The organism is Cellulophaga sp. RHA_52, assembly GCF_007827205.1.
GTDB classification, from domain to species: domain Bacteria; phylum Bacteroidota; class Bacteroidia; order Flavobacteriales; family Flavobacteriaceae; genus Cellulophaga; species Cellulophaga lytica.
The window spans coordinates 854,833-875,346 of the sequence record NZ_VIRZ01000001.1; the positions used below are offsets into that span (position 1 = coordinate 854,833).

7 protein-coding genes and 1 tRNA gene are annotated in these 20,514 nt (G+C 32.8%); 4 read left to right on the forward strand and 4 right to left on the reverse strand.

All coding sequences use genetic code 11. The features are described 5' to 3' along the window. Positions 1 to 117: 117 nt before the first annotated feature. The 4 genes from JM80_RS03815 to JM80_RS03830 all read left to right on the forward strand — a co-directional run bounded on the left by JM80_RS03815 (position 118) and on the right by JM80_RS03830 (position 16,111). On the forward strand, positions 118 to 14,439 hold the full coding sequence (locus JM80_RS03815) for a T9SS type B sorting domain-containing protein (protein WP_144709273.1): 14,322 nt from the start codon (positions 118 to 120) through the stop codon (positions 14,437 to 14,439). Positions 14,440 to 14,465: 26 nt separating this feature from the next. Further along, positions 14,466 to 15,419, forward strand: a complete 954-nt coding sequence (locus JM80_RS03820; protein WP_034644288.1) for a type IX secretion system membrane protein PorP/SprF — start codon at positions 14,466 to 14,468, stop codon at positions 15,417 to 15,419. Between the two features lie 48 nt (positions 15,420 to 15,467). Further along, a complete protein-coding gene (gene folB, locus JM80_RS03825; RefSeq protein WP_144709274.1) occupies positions 15,468 to 15,824 on the forward strand; it encodes a dihydroneopterin aldolase in 357 nt (118 codons plus the stop codon). A gap of 216 nt (positions 15,825 to 16,040) precedes the next feature. Then, positions 16,041 to 16,111 (forward strand) — tRNA-Cys (locus tag JM80_RS03830). Positions 16,112 to 16,185: 74 nt separating this feature from the next. Here JM80_RS03830 and JM80_RS03835 read toward each other — a convergent pair. The 4 genes from JM80_RS03835 to rnr are packed head-to-tail and all read right to left on the reverse strand — an operon-like array spanning position 16,186 to position 20,310. Continuing rightward, complete coding sequence (locus JM80_RS03835; RefSeq protein ID WP_013620889.1) at positions 16,186 to 16,671, reverse strand: Clp protease N-terminal domain-containing protein; 486 nt, start codon at positions 16,669 to 16,671, stop codon at positions 16,186 to 16,188. A 26-nt stretch (positions 16,672 to 16,697) separates the two neighbouring features. Further along, the gene (locus JM80_RS03840) at positions 16,698 to 17,363 is read right to left on the reverse strand and encodes a LysE family translocator (RefSeq protein WP_013620888.1); all 666 of its coding nucleotides are present in this window, start codon (positions 17,361 to 17,363) and stop codon (positions 16,698 to 16,700) included. 12 nt (positions 17,364 to 17,375) lie between these two features. After that, positions 17,376 to 18,056: a head GIN domain-containing protein gene (locus tag JM80_RS03845; protein WP_013620887.1), complete on the reverse strand. Its 681-nt coding sequence runs from the start codon at positions 18,054 to 18,056 to the stop codon at positions 17,376 to 17,378. Between the two features lie 58 nt (positions 18,057 to 18,114). Continuing rightward, positions 18,115 to 20,310, reverse strand: a complete 2,196-nt coding sequence (rnr, locus tag JM80_RS03850) for a ribonuclease R (RefSeq protein ID WP_144709275.1) — start codon at positions 20,308 to 20,310, stop codon at positions 18,115 to 18,117. Positions 20,311 to 20,514: the final 204 nt, after the last annotated feature.

The window sequence follows — 20,514 nt, forward strand, 5'->3', positions numbered from 1 at the left end:
CATTAGCTAACACAAAAAATACCAATAAGTATACTGTAAAATTCAATGACAGTATAACAACTAACAACTCAACTCAAATTAATTACTCACCAACAAACACTAAAAACATTCAACCTAATGAATAAGTTTTTAAAATCGCTTTTAATTATTTTTTTCTTAACTATATCTCATTTAGGGTTTAGCCAAGTTAAAAATAATTTTGAACCTAGATATGACAACAGTATCCGTGGAGACTTAACTATTATAGCTAATAATATTGTAAACCGTGAAGGTGATGAAGGTTATTGGGTAGGTAATTGGTGGTCTGGCTATACATATGTGTCAGATCCAAAAGTTCCTAATGATCCATATAACCAAACAGGAAGTAGCTCTACTGCTAATGATAGTTGGGATATGCAATACATAGATATAGATGGTGATGCATCTACATTTAGTTCTAGTAGTGCAGAGTTAACTGTGCCAGATGCCAGTTGCTCTAGAGTTAGGTATGTTGGTTTATATTGGTCTGCTGTTTATGCAAATGAAACAGACCGTAGTAACATTGGAAATATTAAGTTTAAAACACCAGGTGGTTCATATGTAGATATCTCTGCAGATGAAGTACTTTTTGATGGTTTTGGTGATACAGATTTTGGCTATTACAGTCCATATGCTTGTTATAAAGATATAACATCATTAGTTACTGGCTTAGCAGACCCTAATGGAGAATACACAATTGCTAATGTAAGAGCAAGTGTAGGTGAAACTCCTTCGGGTGGTGTATCTGGTGGATGGACAATGGTTGTGGTTTATGAAAACCCTACATACCCAGGTAAATACATTACTACTTTTGATGGTTATGCAGGTATTAAATCTGGAGAATCTGTAGATATTCCTGTATCTGGTTTTACAACATTACCAGCTCCTTTCCCTGTAAATGCAAGGTTAGGGGTAAGTACATTAGAAGGTGACAACGGTATAACTGGTGACGGTTTATCTATTAAAGCAAGCGGTAGACCAACTTATACTCCTTTAGGTACAGCAACAGGAAGTATAAATAGAAATAACAATTTTTTTGACAGTAATGTCACTTTTGAAAATAATATCGTAACTACTCGTAACCCCAACAGTGTAAACACATTAGGATGGGATGCAGACCTTTTTACAATACCTAATACAGGTTGGTCTACCATCCCTAATGATGAAACAAGTGCTATATTAAGAGCCACTTCTACACAAGACAAATACGATATTTTCTTTACATCTTTTGATGTAGAAATTATAGAACCACAAATGCACTTAGCCAAAAGGGTAGAGGACATTGGTGGTACAGATATTACCGGGCAAGGTGTAAACCTAGGTCAGGTTTTAGACTACGTTTTATCATTCCAAAATGTTGGTAATGATGATGCAGATAATTACACCATTAGAGATGTATTACCTGTAAATGTAACCTTAGATGAAACTAACATTACAATGCCTGCAGGAGTATCTTATACTTATAACCCTGCTACTAGAACAGTTTTATTTACAATACCAAATGACTTAGTAGTACAAGGCGGGCCTTTAGAAAGCATACGTATGCGTGTACGTGTAGCAGAAAATTGCTTTGATTTTATAGATGCATGTTCAGATCTTATTCAAAACTTAGCATACTCTACTTACAGAGGTGTAATTAACACAAATGAAATTACAGATGACCCTAGTGTTACAGATTTTGATACTTGTGGATTTACAACACCTGGTGCAACAAACTTTTTATTAGATGATTTAGAAAACTGTGACTATAGTAGAAGTGTAGAAATTTGTGGTGCAGATGCAGTTCTAGATTCAGGTGATGGTTTTGATGACTATGTTTGGTATAAAGATGAAAACGGAAACGGTGTTATAGACAGCGGAGATACTGTTATTAATGACGGTAATCCAGATGGAGATTTAAGTACAATTGTTGTAGATGATATAGGAGTATATATAGTTGATAAAATAATTGCAGATCCTTGTAAAGGTTTTCAAGAAATTATAACTGTAACACGTTTTGGAACCACACAAACTAACCCAATAATAGATTTAATAAACGATACTTCTAACACAGTTGATGGTGAAGTAACAATTTGTCCTATTGATGGTGACCCATTACCAAAAATATTTTTATGTGGTTTAAATGATGTAGAACCAATAAGTATTAATATTCCTGATGCTACAAGCATACAATGGGAAAAATTAGACGAAGGTAGTTGTACAGCTTCAGTAGAAGATTGTGCTAATAAAAACGGAACCTGTACTTGGAGCCAAGTGGCAACAGGCCAAACATTTAATGCAGAAGACGAAGGACAATATAGAGTAGTAATTAACTATTTAAATGGTTGTTTTACAAGGTTCTACTTTAATGTATTTAAAAACGATTTAGACCCTAGAGCAACAGTAGAAGATATTATTTGTACTACAGATGGTAGCATTAGTGTTACTAACGTACCAGCTAATTATGATTTTCAGTTATTAGATGCAGCTACAGGTACTATTCTTGTTCCTTATAGTGCTAATAATGGTCCTGTTTTTCCAATAACAAATAATGGAGCCTACACAGTAGAAATGCGTCAGCAAGGTGTAGTAGACGGTTGTGTGTTTAGATTAGAAGATATAGGAGTACTAAGAAGAGACTATGTAGTTAATATTACAACTAAAGATACAGATTGTAATGGTTTAGGAGAAATTAGAATTTCTGCTGAAGATGTTGAGCCTCAATACTATTTTTCTATTTCTCAAGGAGGAGTAGAGGTAGATACTTTTGGACCTACAGATGATAATGACCATACTTTTTTAGGTTTAAATGATGGTGTTTATGATGTTACCGTAAGAACTGATGATGGTTGTACATTAACTAGAGAAGTGACCATTAATGATGTATCTGACTTAGCTGCTTCTGCGTTAACAACAAAATCTATAGACTGTACAGATGGTATTATATCTGTAACAGCAACTGGTGGTGTTGCAGACCCAACTTATACATATGCAATTTGGAGTAAAGATGGTGTAGACTTATACCCAGCTCCTTTTACATTAAGTGATATTCCTGCAAGTGCATACCAAACAACAGAAGACTTTTACTTTAGTGATGCAGATGCTGGTACTTACGAATTTATAGTTGTAGGAAGTAATAATTGTTATGTTATTACTAATGAAGCTACAGTAGATATAGCACCTGCAATTACATATAATCCTAACATTACAGATGAAACCTGTTTTGGTGCAGAAGATGGTAGTTTTGATATTAATATTACAAATAGTAATGGTTATACTTTATCATACAGTTTATTGTATCCAGACGGCACAACAACTAGTGTAAACAACTCTGGTAATTTTTCATCATTACCACAAGGAGATTACATACTTACGATAACACAAACAATAGGTGGTACATCATGTGATTTTGATGAACCTTTTACTATTGGTGGTCCTACAGATGGTGTTACAGGTGATGCTGTTTTAGTTGATGATTATACATGTTTACAAGAAGCAACAATACAAGCTCAAAATGTAACTGGTGGTGCAGCTCCTTATGAATATAGTATAGATGGTGTTAATTTTAACTCAGGTGCAGGTGCAGACACATTTGCAAACCTAACTAACGGTAGTTATACTATTACAATTAGAGATGCTAATATGTGTACGTTTGTAACAAATGAAATTGTTATAGATGCATTAAATCCGCCAACAGATTTAGACTTTACAGCAACAGCTCCTAACTGCCCTACACAAACATCTAATGTTACAGTAACAGTTACCAATGGTACAGCTCCTTATGTTTTTGATATTATTGCTCCAACAGCAATAGCAGCTACAAGCACAACAGGAAACACAGCAACATTTAATGGTTTAGCTCCAGACACTTATACTTTTAGAGTAACAGATGCTAAAGGTTGTGAATATGAAGAGAGTTTTACAATTAGACCAGTAGATCCTATTTCTGTAGTTGGTAATTTAGTTAGTAATATTTCTTGTTTTGATGATATAGATGGCGAAGCAAATTTTGAAGTATCAGGTTTTAATTCTACATACAATTATGTAATAACAGGACCAACAACTATACCAGGAGGTACAGGAGTAAATCTTGCTACAATTTCTTTAACAAATTTAGATAATGGTACATACACAATAACTGTTACAGATACAGAAACTAATTGTACTGCAACTGCAGATGTTATTATAAATGCACCAACTGCTGCTTTAGCACTAAATGTTAACCCAACACAACCAACTTGTACAACAGATGGTAGTGTAGTTTTAACTGCTACTGGTGGTTGGGGTAGTAACGAATTTACAATTACGTATCCAGATGGTACAACTACATTTACTAATGGTACCGGTACGTTTGATAACTTAAACCAAACAGGAACTTTTAATGTTAGTGTAGAGGATGCTAATGGTTGTATTGTTACATCAAGCTTTGATTTAGATGCTTCAATAGCTCCTACTTTAGAAATTGTTCCAAATAACGATTGCTTTACGGCAGCTGCAGGACTAGAACTTACAGCTAATGTTACAGCTGGCGGAGATGGCACTTATCAATATAGAATAAATGGAGGCGCTTACAGCACAAATAACGTGTTCTCTGGCTTAAATCCGGGTACGTATACTATAGATGTTATAGATGGTAAAAACTGTACAGGAACAGCCTCTATTACAGTAAACCCAGAATTAACTGTTACGGCAACCGTAGATAATATTACAGCTTGTGATACAGATACAGAAGTAACTATTACTCCTGCTGGTGGTAGTGGCGTAAATTATGTATATGCAATTGTTGCTGATGGTACTACTCCGGCTGCAACAGATTTTACAAATGTTAATCCTAGAACGGTAACAACTGGTGCTGGTGATTATGATGTGTATGTGCGTGATAATAACGGTACAGGAACTTTTTGTGAGGCTATGTACGATTTAAACATTGCACAAGATCCTGCATTAACAGTATCTACAACAAGTACAGACATACTTTGTAGTGGCGAAGCACAATCTACCATAACAATAACTGCTGGTGGTGGAGAAGCGCCTTACCAATATAGTATAGATGGTGGTGCAACATTTGTACCAACAAACACATTTAATAATTTACCTGCAAATAGTTATAATATTGTAGTTAGAGACGCTAATTTATGTACTGTAACAGATACACATACTATAACAGAACCTTTTACTTTATCTGCTTCTGCAGCAGTAACAGCTTTATACGAGTGTAACCCAACAACTGGTGCTGAGGTTAGAATTACAAATGCACAAGGTGGTACACCTGCATATGAATATAGTTTTGATGGTGGTGTTAACTACAGTACAAACTCAATATCAAACTTATTACCTGGTACACATACATTGTATATTAGAGATGCAAATTTATGTACTTATGAAATGACAGTAACTGTAGATGCTGCTCCTGAGGCACCTACATTTGCTCCGTCAATTTCTTATGATTGTGAAGGTTTAGGTGAAATTACAGTTACACCTAGTAGTACAGATTTTGATTATGTATACTCTATAGATGGTTCATTTAACACGCCAGATAATACAAGTAATATCTTTACAGATGTAGCAGCAGGTACACATACAATTAGAGTAGATTATACTTCTAATGCAGCTCCTACACCAAGTAATTTATTATCAGAAGATTTTGGTTTTGGTGCAAATACATCAATAACACAAATAGATCCTTTATACTGTTATGAGCCACAAGATGGTACAGTAAGAACTTGTGATCCTGGTGTACATACCAGAATTAATGATGGTGAATACTCGGTTACACAAGCCATAGCTTTACCTTTTGGTACTTGGAGAAGTCCTAACGACCATACAGGTAACGCTAACGGAAGGTTTTTAGCAATGAATGTTGGTGGTGTTGCTGGTGTTGGTGGTATTGTATATGCTAAAAGAGGTATAGAGGTTATACCAAACAGAGATATTACAATATCTACATGGGCATACAACTTATTAAGAGCCGGTACAAGTGGAGGTGATCCTACAATAGAAATAGAATTAGTAGACGCTGGTGGTGTTGTAATTACTAGTGTTGCTACTGGTAATATTCCTAAAAATAATAATGCTGATGACTGGCATAATTATACTGTAACATTAAACCCTGGTGCTAATACAAACCTTGATATTGTTATACGCACAAATTCTGCGGTTGTTGATGGAAATGATATTGCAATAGATGATATACAAGCATTTCAATTACCAGAAGTTTGTTCTTCTTCTGTAACTTTTGACGTTGTAGTTGAAGCAGGTAAAGCTTTTACAGCAAACATTACAAACCCTGTAAACATTTCTTGTTTTGGTGGTAATGATGGTGAATTTGTTATTAATGCAGCAAATTTTGGCGCTGGCGGATATGAATATTCTTTAGATGGTGGTGCAACCTATTCTGGCCCTTTTACAACTTCGCAAACCGTAACTGGTTTAACTGCACAAAACTATACTATTGAAGTTAGAGATGCTGATGATAATGCATGTAGTATTCCATTAACACAAGAATTAACTGAACCAACAGAAGTTACTGCTACTGCATCTATCACAGATGAATTTACATGTAATAATACAGGTGCTACAATTACTGCTGTTGCAAATGGTGGTACTCCAACGTATAACTATCAATTAGAAATATACAATACAGTAACAACAAATTATACTGTTTTTAGAGGATACCAATCTTCTGCAATATTTACAGATGTGCCTGCAAATGCAGCTAATGAAAATTATATTGTAAGAGTACAAGATGATAACTTATGTACTAATGCTATTACACCTGCAGTAACTGTTACTACCCCAGAAGTACCAACTTTTACAGTAACACCAACAGCGTGTTACTCTGGTGCAAATGATGGTGAAATACAAGTAGATGTTACTTCTGTTCCTGGTAATGAAAACTTCCAGTTTAGTATTAATGGTGGTGCTTGGATTACACCAACTCCAGCAACTGCAACTACTTATACTTTTACTAATTTAGCAAACGGTACTTACACAATAGACGTTAAAGATGGTTATGGTTGTGTTGGCGTACAAGAAACAGTTGTTTTAAACCCTGTAATAAACGCAACAATAGATGTTGTACATATTAGCTCTTGTGCAGATGGTAGTATTACTATTAATGCAACTGGTGGAGATGGTAATTTAGCTTATGCTTTTGTAACTTCAGGAACTCCTGTAACTGCTGCAGATTTTAGTAATGTAAATAATTATAGTGTAGCCGCTATTGATGCTGGTGACTATGATGTTTATGTATGGGATAATAACGCAGCAGATCCACATTGTGAATATATGGAGACTGTTACAGTTAACCCTGCAACTCCGTTAACTTATAATACAGTACCTACAGATCCTACTTGCCATGATGGTACAGGAACTATAGAAATTACAGTTACCTCTGGTATATCTCCTTACACATATGAAATTATTGATTTAGATAACGGCGGAGCTTCTAATGAAACTACAACTAATGTAATAAACAATACTAAAACATTTTTCAATTTAGCACCTGGTAACTATACAATTAATGTTACAGATGCAAGCGGATGTACAATAGAAACAACTCCTGTATTAATTAATAATCCAGATGAATTAGTAACAGATATAGAGTCTATATTATCTGGTAATTGTGACCCTGCAACAGGATTTAGATTTATCAATTATACAACAACATTAAATGGAACATTAGAATTTAGTCATGATGGTGGTACTACTTGGCAAACATCTGATGAGTTTGATGCTCCTGCATACACATTAACTTCTGGTGATGCTGTAGACCCTTCTATTAGAACTGTAGATGCTTCTGGTAACACCTTATGTAGATTAGATTTACCTAGATATATTATATCTTATCCATTAGATAATTTAGATATAACAATTTCAGCAATTATTGTTGATTGTAATGAATTACAGGTAACTGTACAAGGTAACGAGGGTACAGCTCCTTATCAATATACCTATACAGACGATCCTGTTAATTTTGATGCAACTTCACCTATTAATCCTTGGACTACTCCTGCAAAAGGACTATCAGATCCTCATACCTTTACAGGTTTAATACCAGGTAGAACGTATGTATTTCTTGTAAGAGATGCTAATGGTTGTGTTAGACAAAGTGATAGAAATGTAAACGATTTAATAACATTACCATTAGAAATTACATCTACTTCTGTACCTGCTTGTTTTGGTATGACAAATGGTAGTATTACATATACAATTACAGATAATCAAGCTCCATTTGGTACAGAATACAGATGGGAAGTTTTTAATATGACAACTGGTACTCCTGTTTCTGTAGCAAATAGTGGAGGTAATATTCCATTTTCTTCTCCACAAACAGTTACAGTATCTGGTTTAGGAGCTGGAGAATACTTTATACAAGTTACCGAAAGAGATGGTGGGGTAGATAGTTGTATATCTGCATCAGAAAATCTATTGTTAGAAGAGTTAGATGATATTACAGCAACATTAAATAAAATTCAAGATATTTCTTGTGCTACACCTGGTCTTATTCAAATAGAAAACATTAATGGTGGTGGCGGTACTTATACTTTTACTGTAACTGGTCCTGCTCCTTTTACAACTATTACAGGTACTACAGATAATCCAATAGAAATTCCTGCTAATTCTCCTGCTGGTACTTATAACGTAACTATTCAAGATCAATATAGTTGTGCTAAAGATTTAGGAGATGTTATAATGACATTAACTCCTAATCCAACAATAGATAATATAAATGTAAATAATTGTGCAATACCAAATACTTTACAAATTAATGCAACTAGTACAGCTGCTCAAATACTATATTCTATAGATGGTGGTGTAACATATGTAGATAATGGAGGTTTATTTACTAATCTTTCTGTTGGTACATATAACATATCTATAAAAGATAGTAACGGTTGTATAGCTACAGATAGTGCTACTATTTACCCAGTATTAGAGGCTAATGTTGAGCTTACTAAACTAATGGATTGTACTCCTGGAACCGCTGAAATTACAATTGAAGCAACAAATGGTTCTGGAGATTATGATTATGAAATCACAAACGGTTTAGGAACTGTTGTTGCTAGAACAGCATTACCAACAAATCCTTATGTAGCAACTGTACCAGTTGTAGAAAATTATACTGTTACTGTTTATGATAATAATACAACTGGTCCTGAATGTTTTAGAAGATTTACAATAGATGTTCCTGCTGCCGTAACTCCAATATTTACACACACATTTACAGATATTACATGTAATAGTGCAGATGATGGTACTATAACTTTATACCAAACAGATAATGGAATAAACCCATTAACATATACAATTACACCTTTAGCTGGTACTTATGATGCTGCTACAAGCACATTCTCAGACTTACCTCCTAATACATATACAGTAACTGCAACAGGTACAAATGGTTGTACAACAGATATTACTAATATTGTAATTAGTGAACCAAACCCTATTGTCATTGCAAACGCAGATGTTGTAGAATTTGGTTGTACACCTACAAGTGGTAACACTAATAATAATGCTAGTATTAGCATAGATAATACTGCTGCTAATATTACTGGTGGTAGTAATACTTATGTTATTTATGAATTTATAAATGATAACAATACGCCTGCAACTGGTGATGATATTATTGTACAATCTGGTTCTAATAATGTTTACATAGAAACTAATACTGCTGGTGGTTCTTATACTATTAACGTATATGATGATAAAGGCTGTGTTGGTACAATAGAAGCAGATATTGCTCCTTATGATGAATTGTTAACAGCTTCTGCTGCAATTACAGGTGATATTACTTGTGATCCTGGTACAGATGGTGAAATAACTATTACTGCTACTTCAAATACAAATGATATTTCTAAATTTGAGTATAGTATTGACAACGGAACAACATGGCAACCTTCAAATGTTTTTGGTGGTTTAGATGTTGGTACTCACAATTTCTTAGTAAGACATACAGATACTGGTTGTGTTATAACAACATCAGAAACTATAACTAGTCCAGATGTATTAGAATTAGATGCAACTGTATTAAGTAATGTAATTTGTTTTGGTGGTAATGATGGTAGTGTAGAATTTAATTTACATGATAATGCTAATGTTACCTATACAGGTGCAATAGCATACATTCTTTACCAAGATATAAACAATACTCCTGCAAATACTGGAGATGATACACAAACTCCAGGTATTGCACCAAATGGTAATTTTGTAATTAATAATTTAGTAGCTGGTACGTACTATATAGAAGTACAACAAACTCCAGATCCTAGATGTACGTATACACAAGCATTTACTATTGCTGGTCCTAGTGCTGCAATAACTGCTGCTACAGAAGTTACACCAGTAACTTGCTTAGGTAATGACGGAGTTATAGAAGTTATTAATGCTGCTGGTGGTTGGGGAGACTATGTTTACTTTGTAGATGTAACAACTAATCCTGCTCCAGTATATCCAACAGATTATGTTTCTAATCCTAGATTTACAGGTTTATCTGGTGCTGCAGCTCCGGCTGGTACAGATTACCAAGTTTGGATTGCAGATAAAAATGGGTGTATTGTTCAATTAGCAGATGTTAATTTAGTAACACCAGACCCTATAACTGCAACTTTACAGGTAAACCAAGAAAATTGTACAAACCTAGAAGGTGAAATTGAAGTTATTGGAACTACAGGTGGACAAGGAAGCAACTACACATACCAACTTATTAAAGATGGTACAGCAGTTGGTTCTCCACAGACTACTACAATATTCTCTGGTTTAGGTGCTGGTTCTTACACCGTATTAATTAACGATCAATGGTCTTGTGACTTTACAACACTTGCAACAGTATTGTATGAAGAAATGAATGTTTCTACTATTGTTGATAAACCAATAGATTGTAATACAGTAAATCCGGGCGGACAAATAACAGTAAATGTAACTGGCGGTTCTACAAACTTAGAGTTTGTAGCTACTTTACCAATAAGTGGTGCTACAATTACAAACACAACTGGTGTATTTACTGGCTTAACAGAAGTTGGTGTGTATAGCTTTAGGGTTCGTGATTTAGACACAAGTGCACCAATATGTGAAAAAACAGTTACACAAGAATTGGTTGATAAGGTAGATCCTATTTTATTAGCTTCAACTATAGAAAATGTTAGTTGTTTTGGTTTATCAGATGGTAGTATTACTGCTAATTTAGATCCTGCAACAAATGTAGATCCTATATATAACTATAATTTATATGATGCTACAGGAGTAACTCAAATAGGAGTAACTCAAACTAGTCCAACTTTTACAGGTTTAGCTGCTGCTTTTTATCAAATAGAAGTAGTATCTGCAAAAGGTTGTTCTATTAGACAAACTGTTGAGGTTACTCAGCCTACAGAATTACTAATAAGTGCAGTTGCAACAGACTTTGCTTGTGCTCCTAATAACACTGTAAATACAGCAACAATTACAGTAACTATAGAGGATGGTGCTACAACACCAGGAACTCCTTCTGGTACTAGTCCATATTTGTACAGTATAGATAATGTAAACTTCCAAACAGGAAATACATTTACTGTTACAGATACTGGAGTTACACAAACAATTACTGTTTATGTTAAAGATGATAATAGTTGTCCGCAGACAACAACAGTAACAATAGAGCCTATTAATAAGTTTACTGCTATAGTAACTAAGGATACAGACATATCATGTAATGGCCCAGAAGAAGTTACTATTACAGTAACAGATAACGGAGATGCTACAAATGTTTATACGTATGAGTTGTTACCAATTGGTAATACAAATGCTACGCAAACAACAACACCAACATATAACACTGCAACTTTTGAGTTAACTGCAGTGGGTGGTTATGTATTTAGAGTAACAGATACAAATACTGGTTGTTACGTAGATACAGATGTATATAATATTGCTCCTTATGATTTAATTAAGGTTTCTGCTAGAGCGTCGTCTCCAGTAACTTGTTTTGGAGATACAAATGGAGAAATAGAAGTAACGGTAACAGACGCTACTGCACCATTTACATATACAGTTTTAAATGCTGATGGTACTTTAACAGGTATAAATGGTAATGCAACTACAAATACATTTACAATACCAGGTTTATCTGGTGGTAATTATTATGTAGCTGTTACAGAAGATAATGCTCCTTTTTGTACAGAAGATTCTAATGTAATAACAATAGCATCTCCAGATATGGCGCTAACAGCTACAGTAAACAAAACTGCAGATGTAACTTGTGATGATAATGCTGGTGAGATAACAGTAGTACCAACTGGTGGTTACGCACCTTATGACATTGTTTTAAGAAACAATACTACTGGTGTAGAAACTACTTTTACAGATGTTAATTCTGCTAGTTTTGTAAGATTAAGTGCTGCTACATATACTGTAACAGTAACAGATAATGGTGGATGTCCGTTTACAGACACCATAACGCTAGACCCTGCAATACCTATTACTGCAGATATTACACCACTAACACAAATGTTAACTTGTTTTGGTGATAGTAATGGTAGTGTAAGTGCAGTAAACGTACTAAATGGTGAAGGTGTTTATACATATCAATTAAACGTTTATGATGATGCTGGTACAACAATACTATACTCTAGTAGTCCGCAATCTAACCCAATGTTTAACAATTTAGGTGCTGGTGTGTACACCATAACTGTTTCTGACGGATGGAATTGTGATGTAGAAACCGTACAAGCCGTTATAACAGAGCCTACAAATATCACTGGTTCTCTAGTTCAAGTATCACAATTAACGTGCGTAGATCCAGCTGAAATAAGATTAACAGCTACTGGTGGTACAGCTCCTTACGAGTTTAGTGTAGATGGTGTAAACTTTACTCCAATGAGCGGTGGAAATACACATACATTTACAGTAACACAAGGTGTATACCAATACTATATAAGAGATAATTTTAACTGTGGTAATATTATTAGTAACCAAGTAACTATTGATGCTGTACCACCATTACAAATATTGTTAGATGAAACTGCTGCAGTAATAAACTGTAACGGAGAATCTACTGCAAGTATACGTGCAACTGCAATTGGTGGTTTAGGTAACTATTCTTATGAGTTGTTAGATACCCCAACAAGTACAACTCCATTACAAGGACCACAAACTAGTGGTGATTTTAGAAACTTAGGAATTGGAACTTACTATATAAGAGCAACATCAGATGGTGGTTGTGAAGAAGTATCTACTGCAATTACAATTACAGAACCTGCACCATTAGTTGTAGAAAACGAAGAATTTACAGACGTACTTTGTTTTGGTGAAGAAAATGGTACTATAACTGTTGAGGTTAGCGGTGGAACAGGAGAAATTAAATACTCAATAACACCTAATTTAGACCAGTTTGATACTAAAAATGTATTTACAGATTTAGCTCCTGGAGTTTATGATGTAATTGCACAAGATGAAAATGGTTGTTTTATTACATTTAATTTTACAATTAGTGAACCAACTGCAATGCAATTGAGTACTACTACAACTGGTGAAACATGTACAGGTAATGAAGATGGTATGGCTACAGTTACAATAACTGGTGGTACAGCTCCTTACAGTACAAGTTTAGATTCTAATGATCCGGCAGATTATGAGCTAGACAGGGTAGACTTTACAGGTTTATCTTCTGGTACACACGTAATATTAGTAAAAGATGCCAATGGTTGTGATGCTAATATTGTAATAGATATTGCACCAGGTGTAAATTTAAAAGCCACAGCAACACCTATTTATGAGTGTAGTACAGATACACCAACAAATTATTTAGAAGTTGTTTTAGAAGACAACACAATAACAGACGTATTATACGGTTTAGATACTACAGATCCTGCTGCAATGCAATTAACACCAGACTTTACAAATATGTCTGCTGGTAATCATTATTTACACATATTGCATGCAAACGGATGTTCTGAAACTATTGACTTTACTGTAGCAGATTTTGAACCGTTAACTCTTGTATTAGAAAATAGAAATATTAACGAAATAACGGCAATTGCTGCAGGTGGTAACCCAAAATATACTTTCTATCTGGAAGGAAACAATAATGGGGAAGACAATACGTTCAGAATACGTAAGACTGATACTTATACCGTTGTTGTTGTAGACGAAAATGGTTGTGAAGCTACTCAAGATATATTTATTGAGTTCATCGATATAGAAATCCCAAATTTCTTTACACCTAACGGTGACGATGTTAACAACACATGGAAGCCTAAAAACACAGAAGGGTTCCCTAATATCTTAACTATTATCTATGATAGATATGGTAGAGAATTATATAGAATGGGAGCTGATGACAAAGGATGGGACGGAACTTATGATAATAAGGAACTACCATCTGGAGATTACTGGTATACTATTAAGCTTAAAGATGAAGTAGATGACAGAGAATTTGTTGGACACTTTACATTGTACAGATAAAAAATAAAAGAACTTAACCTATAATTATGCGATTTAAATTAGCAATCTTATCATTATTTGCTGGCACAATGCTATCAAATGCACAGGAGCTAAACTCCCCACAGCTCTCACAGTATTTAGCAGATAACCCATTTGTTTTATCACCAACATACGCAGGTATTGGTGACCACGTAAAAATTAGAATGAACGGCCTTGCACAATGGGTAGGAATAGAAGATGCACCTAGAACACAGTCTTTAGCTGCAGATGCCAGAATTGGGAATAAATCTGGTTTAGGACTATTTTTATACAACGATAAAAATGGATATACAAAACAACAAGGTGCCAGAATTTCTTTTGCTCACCACTTAACTTTAGATAGATATGAAGACGAGTTTTTATCGTTTGGTATATCTTACAACTTTAACCAGTTTAGATTAGATATACAAGAGTTTAACCTTGTTGCTAATCCTGATAATGCTGTAACAGATGATAGGTCTACTACAAACCATAACTTTGATGTTGGACTTATGTATAGAATTAATAAATTTTATGCTAGTTTAAACGTATCTAACCTTGTAAACAAAGACATATCTAACTTTAATGAAACTTTTGAGCCAAATGCTTTAAGAAACTATTACTTGTATACTGGTTACAGATACAAAAAAAGTAGAAATAGCGACTGGGAAATAGAACCTTCTGTACTTTATAAAATGTTTGAGAGTGATGGAAGATCTGAAACAGATTTAAACTTAAAGTTTAGAAAATACGATTTTGAAGATTACTACTATGCAGGTGTAAACTACAGGTTTTTAAATGACCAAATAGGTAAACCATTATACTTAGCACCTTTTGCAGGTTTAAAAAAAGATAACTATTATTTTGGTTATTCATATCAAATAATTTTAAATGATATTTTAAATTATAGTACAGGTACACACGTTATAACAATTGGTGTAGATTTATTCCAAGGATTAAGTAATTGTAGATGTACTTACTAAGTTTTTTTTAATTCTATTAGTTAAGTTTGCAAATCTAAACTAAACCTAATGGGAAAAATAACAGTAAGTACTATTAAAACATATGCTTACCATGGATGTTTAAATGAAGAAGCATTAATTGGTAGTGATTATGTAGTTAATGTTAGTTTAAATGCAGATTTAAGTAAAGCATCAATATCAGATGATTTGGTAGATACTGTAGATTATGTACATATTAACCATATTGTAAAAGAAGAAATGGCCATAAGATCTAAATTATTAGAACATGTAGCCAAACGCATTATAGATCGTATTTTTTTAGAATTACCTATTGTTACAGAATCTGAAGTAACAGTTTCTAAATTAAACCCACCAATAGGAGGAGATGTAGAAATGGTTTCGATAACATTGCAATTAACTCGTTAAACTGCATATTAGTAAATTTTTTATACATATAAATATATGTACATTTGAACTCTCCCCCGCATAAATGGCATTGTGGTCGAAATGGATAGACATAATCCCGCAAGGATTAGCATAGTGGTTCGAATCCACTCGATGCCTCGAAAAAAAATGCAAAATTGATTTAAAAAAACTTATTTGCTTATGAATTTATTTTTGTAAGTTTGCAGTCCAAAAAATGGCATCGTGGCCGAGTGGCTAGGCAGAGCTCTGCAAAAGCTTGTACAGCAGTTCGAATCTGCTCGATGCCTCAAAAACCTTCACTAACGTGGAGGTTTTTTTGTTTGTAGTTATAGCTATAAAATTATCTGTCTTAAAATCAATTTTATATAATAGAAAGCAATCCTAAAGAAACTAAGCGTTTATTGCTACCAAAAAATTCTAGAAATTTATTAGATTTTATGCTTCTAATTTTCTCACATTCTTTTTTAAATTTAAAATAATCCATTTCTATTTCATTTAAATAATTACCAGCATAGCTATTTTTATCAGCTAGCATAGCAAGTATTATATGTTCTGGATTAACTTTTTTATCTGAATATATGCGAGCATAAAATGAACCATTTTTTAAAACATTATTAAACTCTTTAGTTAAATAGTACTTACTAAGTATTTTTTTATCATCTGATTTTAAGAGTTCTATTAATTTTTGAAATTTCCAATCGTTAGATTTAAATATTTTTTGAGCAACATTATTAGATTTTAAAGTAGCTATTAAAAAATGAAAAGAAGAAATATATTCGGAATTTAAATCTATAGCTACTAGTCTACTATTAGCTATTATTTTTTCTAGTTCAGAATCAAATTCCATTTTTGTATACAATAGTATTTAAAAAATTATTTTTCTAATAACTCTAATCCTTCTTGTATATTTAATTGGTCTTTAGGTAAAAACCCTTTGGTTATAAGTACTAAACCACAAATCACAAGTATAATACCTAATATTTTTTTAGTTAAAAAAATACGTTTTGGAGTTAAGTATCTTTTTAATTGTTTAGCTAATAATATTTTAATTATGTCTGTAATAAAATATGTGCCTAGCATAGCAGAAAAGAAAACTAAAATTCTGTTAGGATTGTTATCTAAACTTGGGCCTACTACTAAAATTACACCCAACCAAAATACCAAAACACCTATATTTATAAAGTTTAATAAAAAGCCTTTAATAAATAAACTTAGGTAAGCGCTTTTACTGGATTTAAGTTGAGTTGGCTTTTCTTTTACAGGTTTTTTTATAATTACAATTATGCCATAAACAAGCAATATAACACCACCAAAAATATATAATCCTGGTAAATTACTTAGGTTTTCTAATAATTGGTAACTACTAAAATAAGCAACAGTTAAAAATAAAACATCTGCTAAAATAACACCAAGGTCAAAAACCAATGCAGCTCTAAAACCTTTAACAGCACTAGTTTCTAGAAGAACAAAAAAAACAGGACCAATCATAAAACTTAAAAAAAAGCCTAATGGTATTGCTGCCTGTATATCATCTAACATGTAATAGTTTTTCTATTTTCTAATAATTTTACCACCAAAAACGGTTTTCTCATCCATTTTTGCTGGGTCTCCGTAAACCAAAACTTCACCACCGGCTTTTACAGTGGCTTGTACATAATTTGTTGCATTTATTTCTGCATTTCCACCAGCATTTACACTAATTGTTGTAAGCTCAGTTTCAAAGTTTTTACCGTAATAAATACCACCAGTATTAATTTTTATATCTTGATTTTTAGCAAAACCGTTAGAAGTAATAACACCACCAGTAACGGATTTTACCAATAGTTGTGTTACCTGAGCATCTATAATTAACTCGCCACCTTCTTGAGATTTTAACTCTAACAAATCCTGTTTTATAGTTTCATTAGAGCTAATTCTTGCATCTTCATTTACATCTATAACAGTTAAATTATCTGTATAATACAAATCTATAAAAGTTCTATAACCACTAAAAATTTTATCCAATTCCATACGTAGTTTTAGAACACCATCATTATTAACAATTGCAACTTTTTGTGTATTAGCCCCTGTTATAACTGCTTCATTTTTAGTAGATTTTATTAGATTTACAGATAAACCGTCAAAAGCTTTAACTTCTGTAAAATTATCTAACTTTTGTGTAATTTTTTCGTTTTGCGCATTTGCTAAACTAATAGCAAAAAATAACAGCGTAAATAAGGTTAACTTATTCATTTTAATGTTTTTAGGTATAATTCCTAATCTAATTTACAAATTTCGTTCCAAAAATACTTTATTCTGCCTTTCTAAGTAATGAAAAATCTAAATGTCTTTTTACTAAATCTGTGCTTTTAACCATTACTACAACTTGCTCTCCTAACTGGTAGCTGTTGTTTGTACGTTGCCCTACTATAGAATAGCTTTTTTCATCAAAAGTATAGTAATCGTCTTTAATATCTCTTATACGCACCATACCCTCGCATTTATTATCTATAATTTCTACATAAATGCCCCATTCTGTTACACCAGATATTACACCTACAAATTCTAAATCTTTATGATCATCCATAAATTTAATTTGCATGTATTTTATAGAATCTCTTTCTGCACTTGCTGCCAAACCTTCCATATCTGAAGAATGCTTACATTTTTCTTCATAAATTTCTTGTTTTGCACTTGCTCCACCATCTAAATAATGTTGTAATAAACGGTGAACCATAACATCTGGATACCTACGTATTGGAGAGGTAAAATGAGAATAGTAATTAAAAGCCAAACCGTAATGTCCTATATTATCTGTGGTATAAATAGCTTTACTCATACTACGTATAGCAAGCGTATCTACTAAGTTTTGTTCTTTTTTACCTTTTACATCTTCTAACAATTGGTTTAAAGAACTACTTATAGTTTTTTTACTTTTAAAATCTAGTTTATGACCAAACCTAGAAATGATGCCATTTAAATTGGCTAATTTTTCTTCGTTTGGCTCATCATGAACTCTATATATAAAAGTTTTTTCTGGTTTTTGTTTTCCTATAAACTCAGCTACTTTTCTGTTTGCTAGTAACATAAACTCTTCAATAAGTTTATTGGCATCTTTAGACTCTTTAAAGTAAACACCAGTTGGATTTGCGTCTTCATCTAAACTAAACCTAACTTCTACTTTATCAAAAGAAATAGCTCCAGCATTCATACGTTTATCACGCATAATTTTTGCTAATTTATCTAATGTTAGTGTAGCATCAACAATTTCATTACTAACACTATAAGCTCCGTTTTCTCTAATAGAAATAGCCTCTGGAATGGTATTTTCACCAGTTTCTATTATATGTTGTGCTTCTTCATAAGCAAAACGTTCATTAGAGTTTATTACAGTTCTACCAAACCATTGGTTAATAAGTTCTGCTTTTTCATTAATCTCAAAAACTGCAGAGAATGTATATTTTTCTTCATTTGGTCTTAAAGAACAAGCATTGTTAGATAAAACTTCTGGTAACATTGGTACAACACGGTCTACTAAATATACAGATGTAGCCCTGTCATAGGCCTCATCATCTAAAATAGTGTCTGGTTGTAAGTAATGAGATACATCTGCAATATGAACTCCTATTTCATAATTACCATTTTCTAATTTTACAAAAGACAATGCATCATCAAAATCCTTTGCATCTTTAGGATCTATAGTAAAGGTAAGCGTATCTCGCATATCTCTACGTTTTGCAATTTCATCTGCTTTTATAGATGTATCAATTTTATTAGCATAATTTTCTACTTCTAACGGAAAATCATAAGGCAATCCGTATTCTGCTAAAATTGAATGTATTTCTGTATTATGTTCTCCTGGTTTACCAAGTACTTCTACAATTTCTCCGTAAGGTGAGTCTGCATCATCTGGCCAATCTTTCATTTTTACAATGACTTTATCACCATCTTTAGCATTATTAACTTTATCCTTAGGAATAAAGAAATCTGTATACATTCTAAAATCTGTAGCTGTTACAAAAGCGTAATTCTTTTGCAATTGTACAATACCAACAAAGTTAGTTTTGTCTCTTTCTATAATTTTAGTGATTTCACCTTCTAATTTTCTTCCTTTTCTTCTAGGAAAAATATAAACTTCTACAATATCTCTATGAAAAGCTTTTTTTAATTTATTGCTAGAGATAAATACATCATCTTCTAAACCTTCTATAACTATATAGGCATTTCCTTTACTAGTAATATCTACTTTACCTGTATGGTAAGTTTTAGTATCCCTAGCTACAGCTTTATATTTGCCTCTACTTTCTTCTATAATTCTTTTTTTCTCTTTTAATTGTACTAATCTCTTTACTAGTACATTTCTCTTATTTGCATCTGTTATTCCTAATTTAGCAGCAATTTGCTTGTAGTTATAACTAGCATTAGGATCTTTTTCTAATACCGTAAATATACCTTTAGTAATAAGATTACGGTCTTGGTTTTTAGGTCCTTTTTTTTTCTTAGTCATTCATTTTATTTATTTCTGGTAAATTACAAATTATAATCTACTCTTATCTTAATTAAACAGTTTCTTAATTTTTTAGTAAAGAAAACGTTGTTATAAACATATATATAATATACTATTTTTCTTTTATTAAATTTTTAAAAAAAATGGTGATTATAATAGTGTGTTAATATCTACAATAAAATTATGTAATATTTCTTGTGTTGA

What these genes read in the sequence shown, in the direction of transcription:
- JM80_RS03815 (WP_144709273.1), top strand. Translation starts at nt 118, where the DNA reads ATGAATAAGTTTTTAAAATCGCTTTTAATTATTTTTTTCTTAACTATA.
- JM80_RS03820 (WP_034644288.1), top strand. Translation starts at nt 14,466, where the DNA reads ATGCGATTTAAATTAGCAATCTTATCATTATTTGCTGGCACAATGCTA.
- folB (WP_144709274.1), top strand. Translation starts at nt 15,468, where the DNA reads ATGGGAAAAATAACAGTAAGTACTATTAAAACATATGCTTACCATGGA.
- JM80_RS03835 (WP_013620889.1), bottom strand. Translation starts at nt 16,671, where the DNA reads ATGGAATTTGATTCTGAACTAGAAAAAATAATAGCTAATAGTAGACTA.
- JM80_RS03840 (WP_013620888.1), bottom strand. Translation starts at nt 17,363, where the DNA reads ATGTTAGATGATATACAGGCAGCAATACCATTAGGCTTTTTTTTAAGT.
- JM80_RS03845 (WP_013620887.1), bottom strand. Translation starts at nt 18,056, where the DNA reads ATGAATAAGTTAACCTTATTTACGCTGTTATTTTTTGCTATTAGTTTA.
- rnr (WP_144709275.1), bottom strand. Translation starts at nt 20,310, where the DNA reads ATGACTAAGAAAAAAAAAGGACCTAAAAACCAAGACCGTAATCTTATT.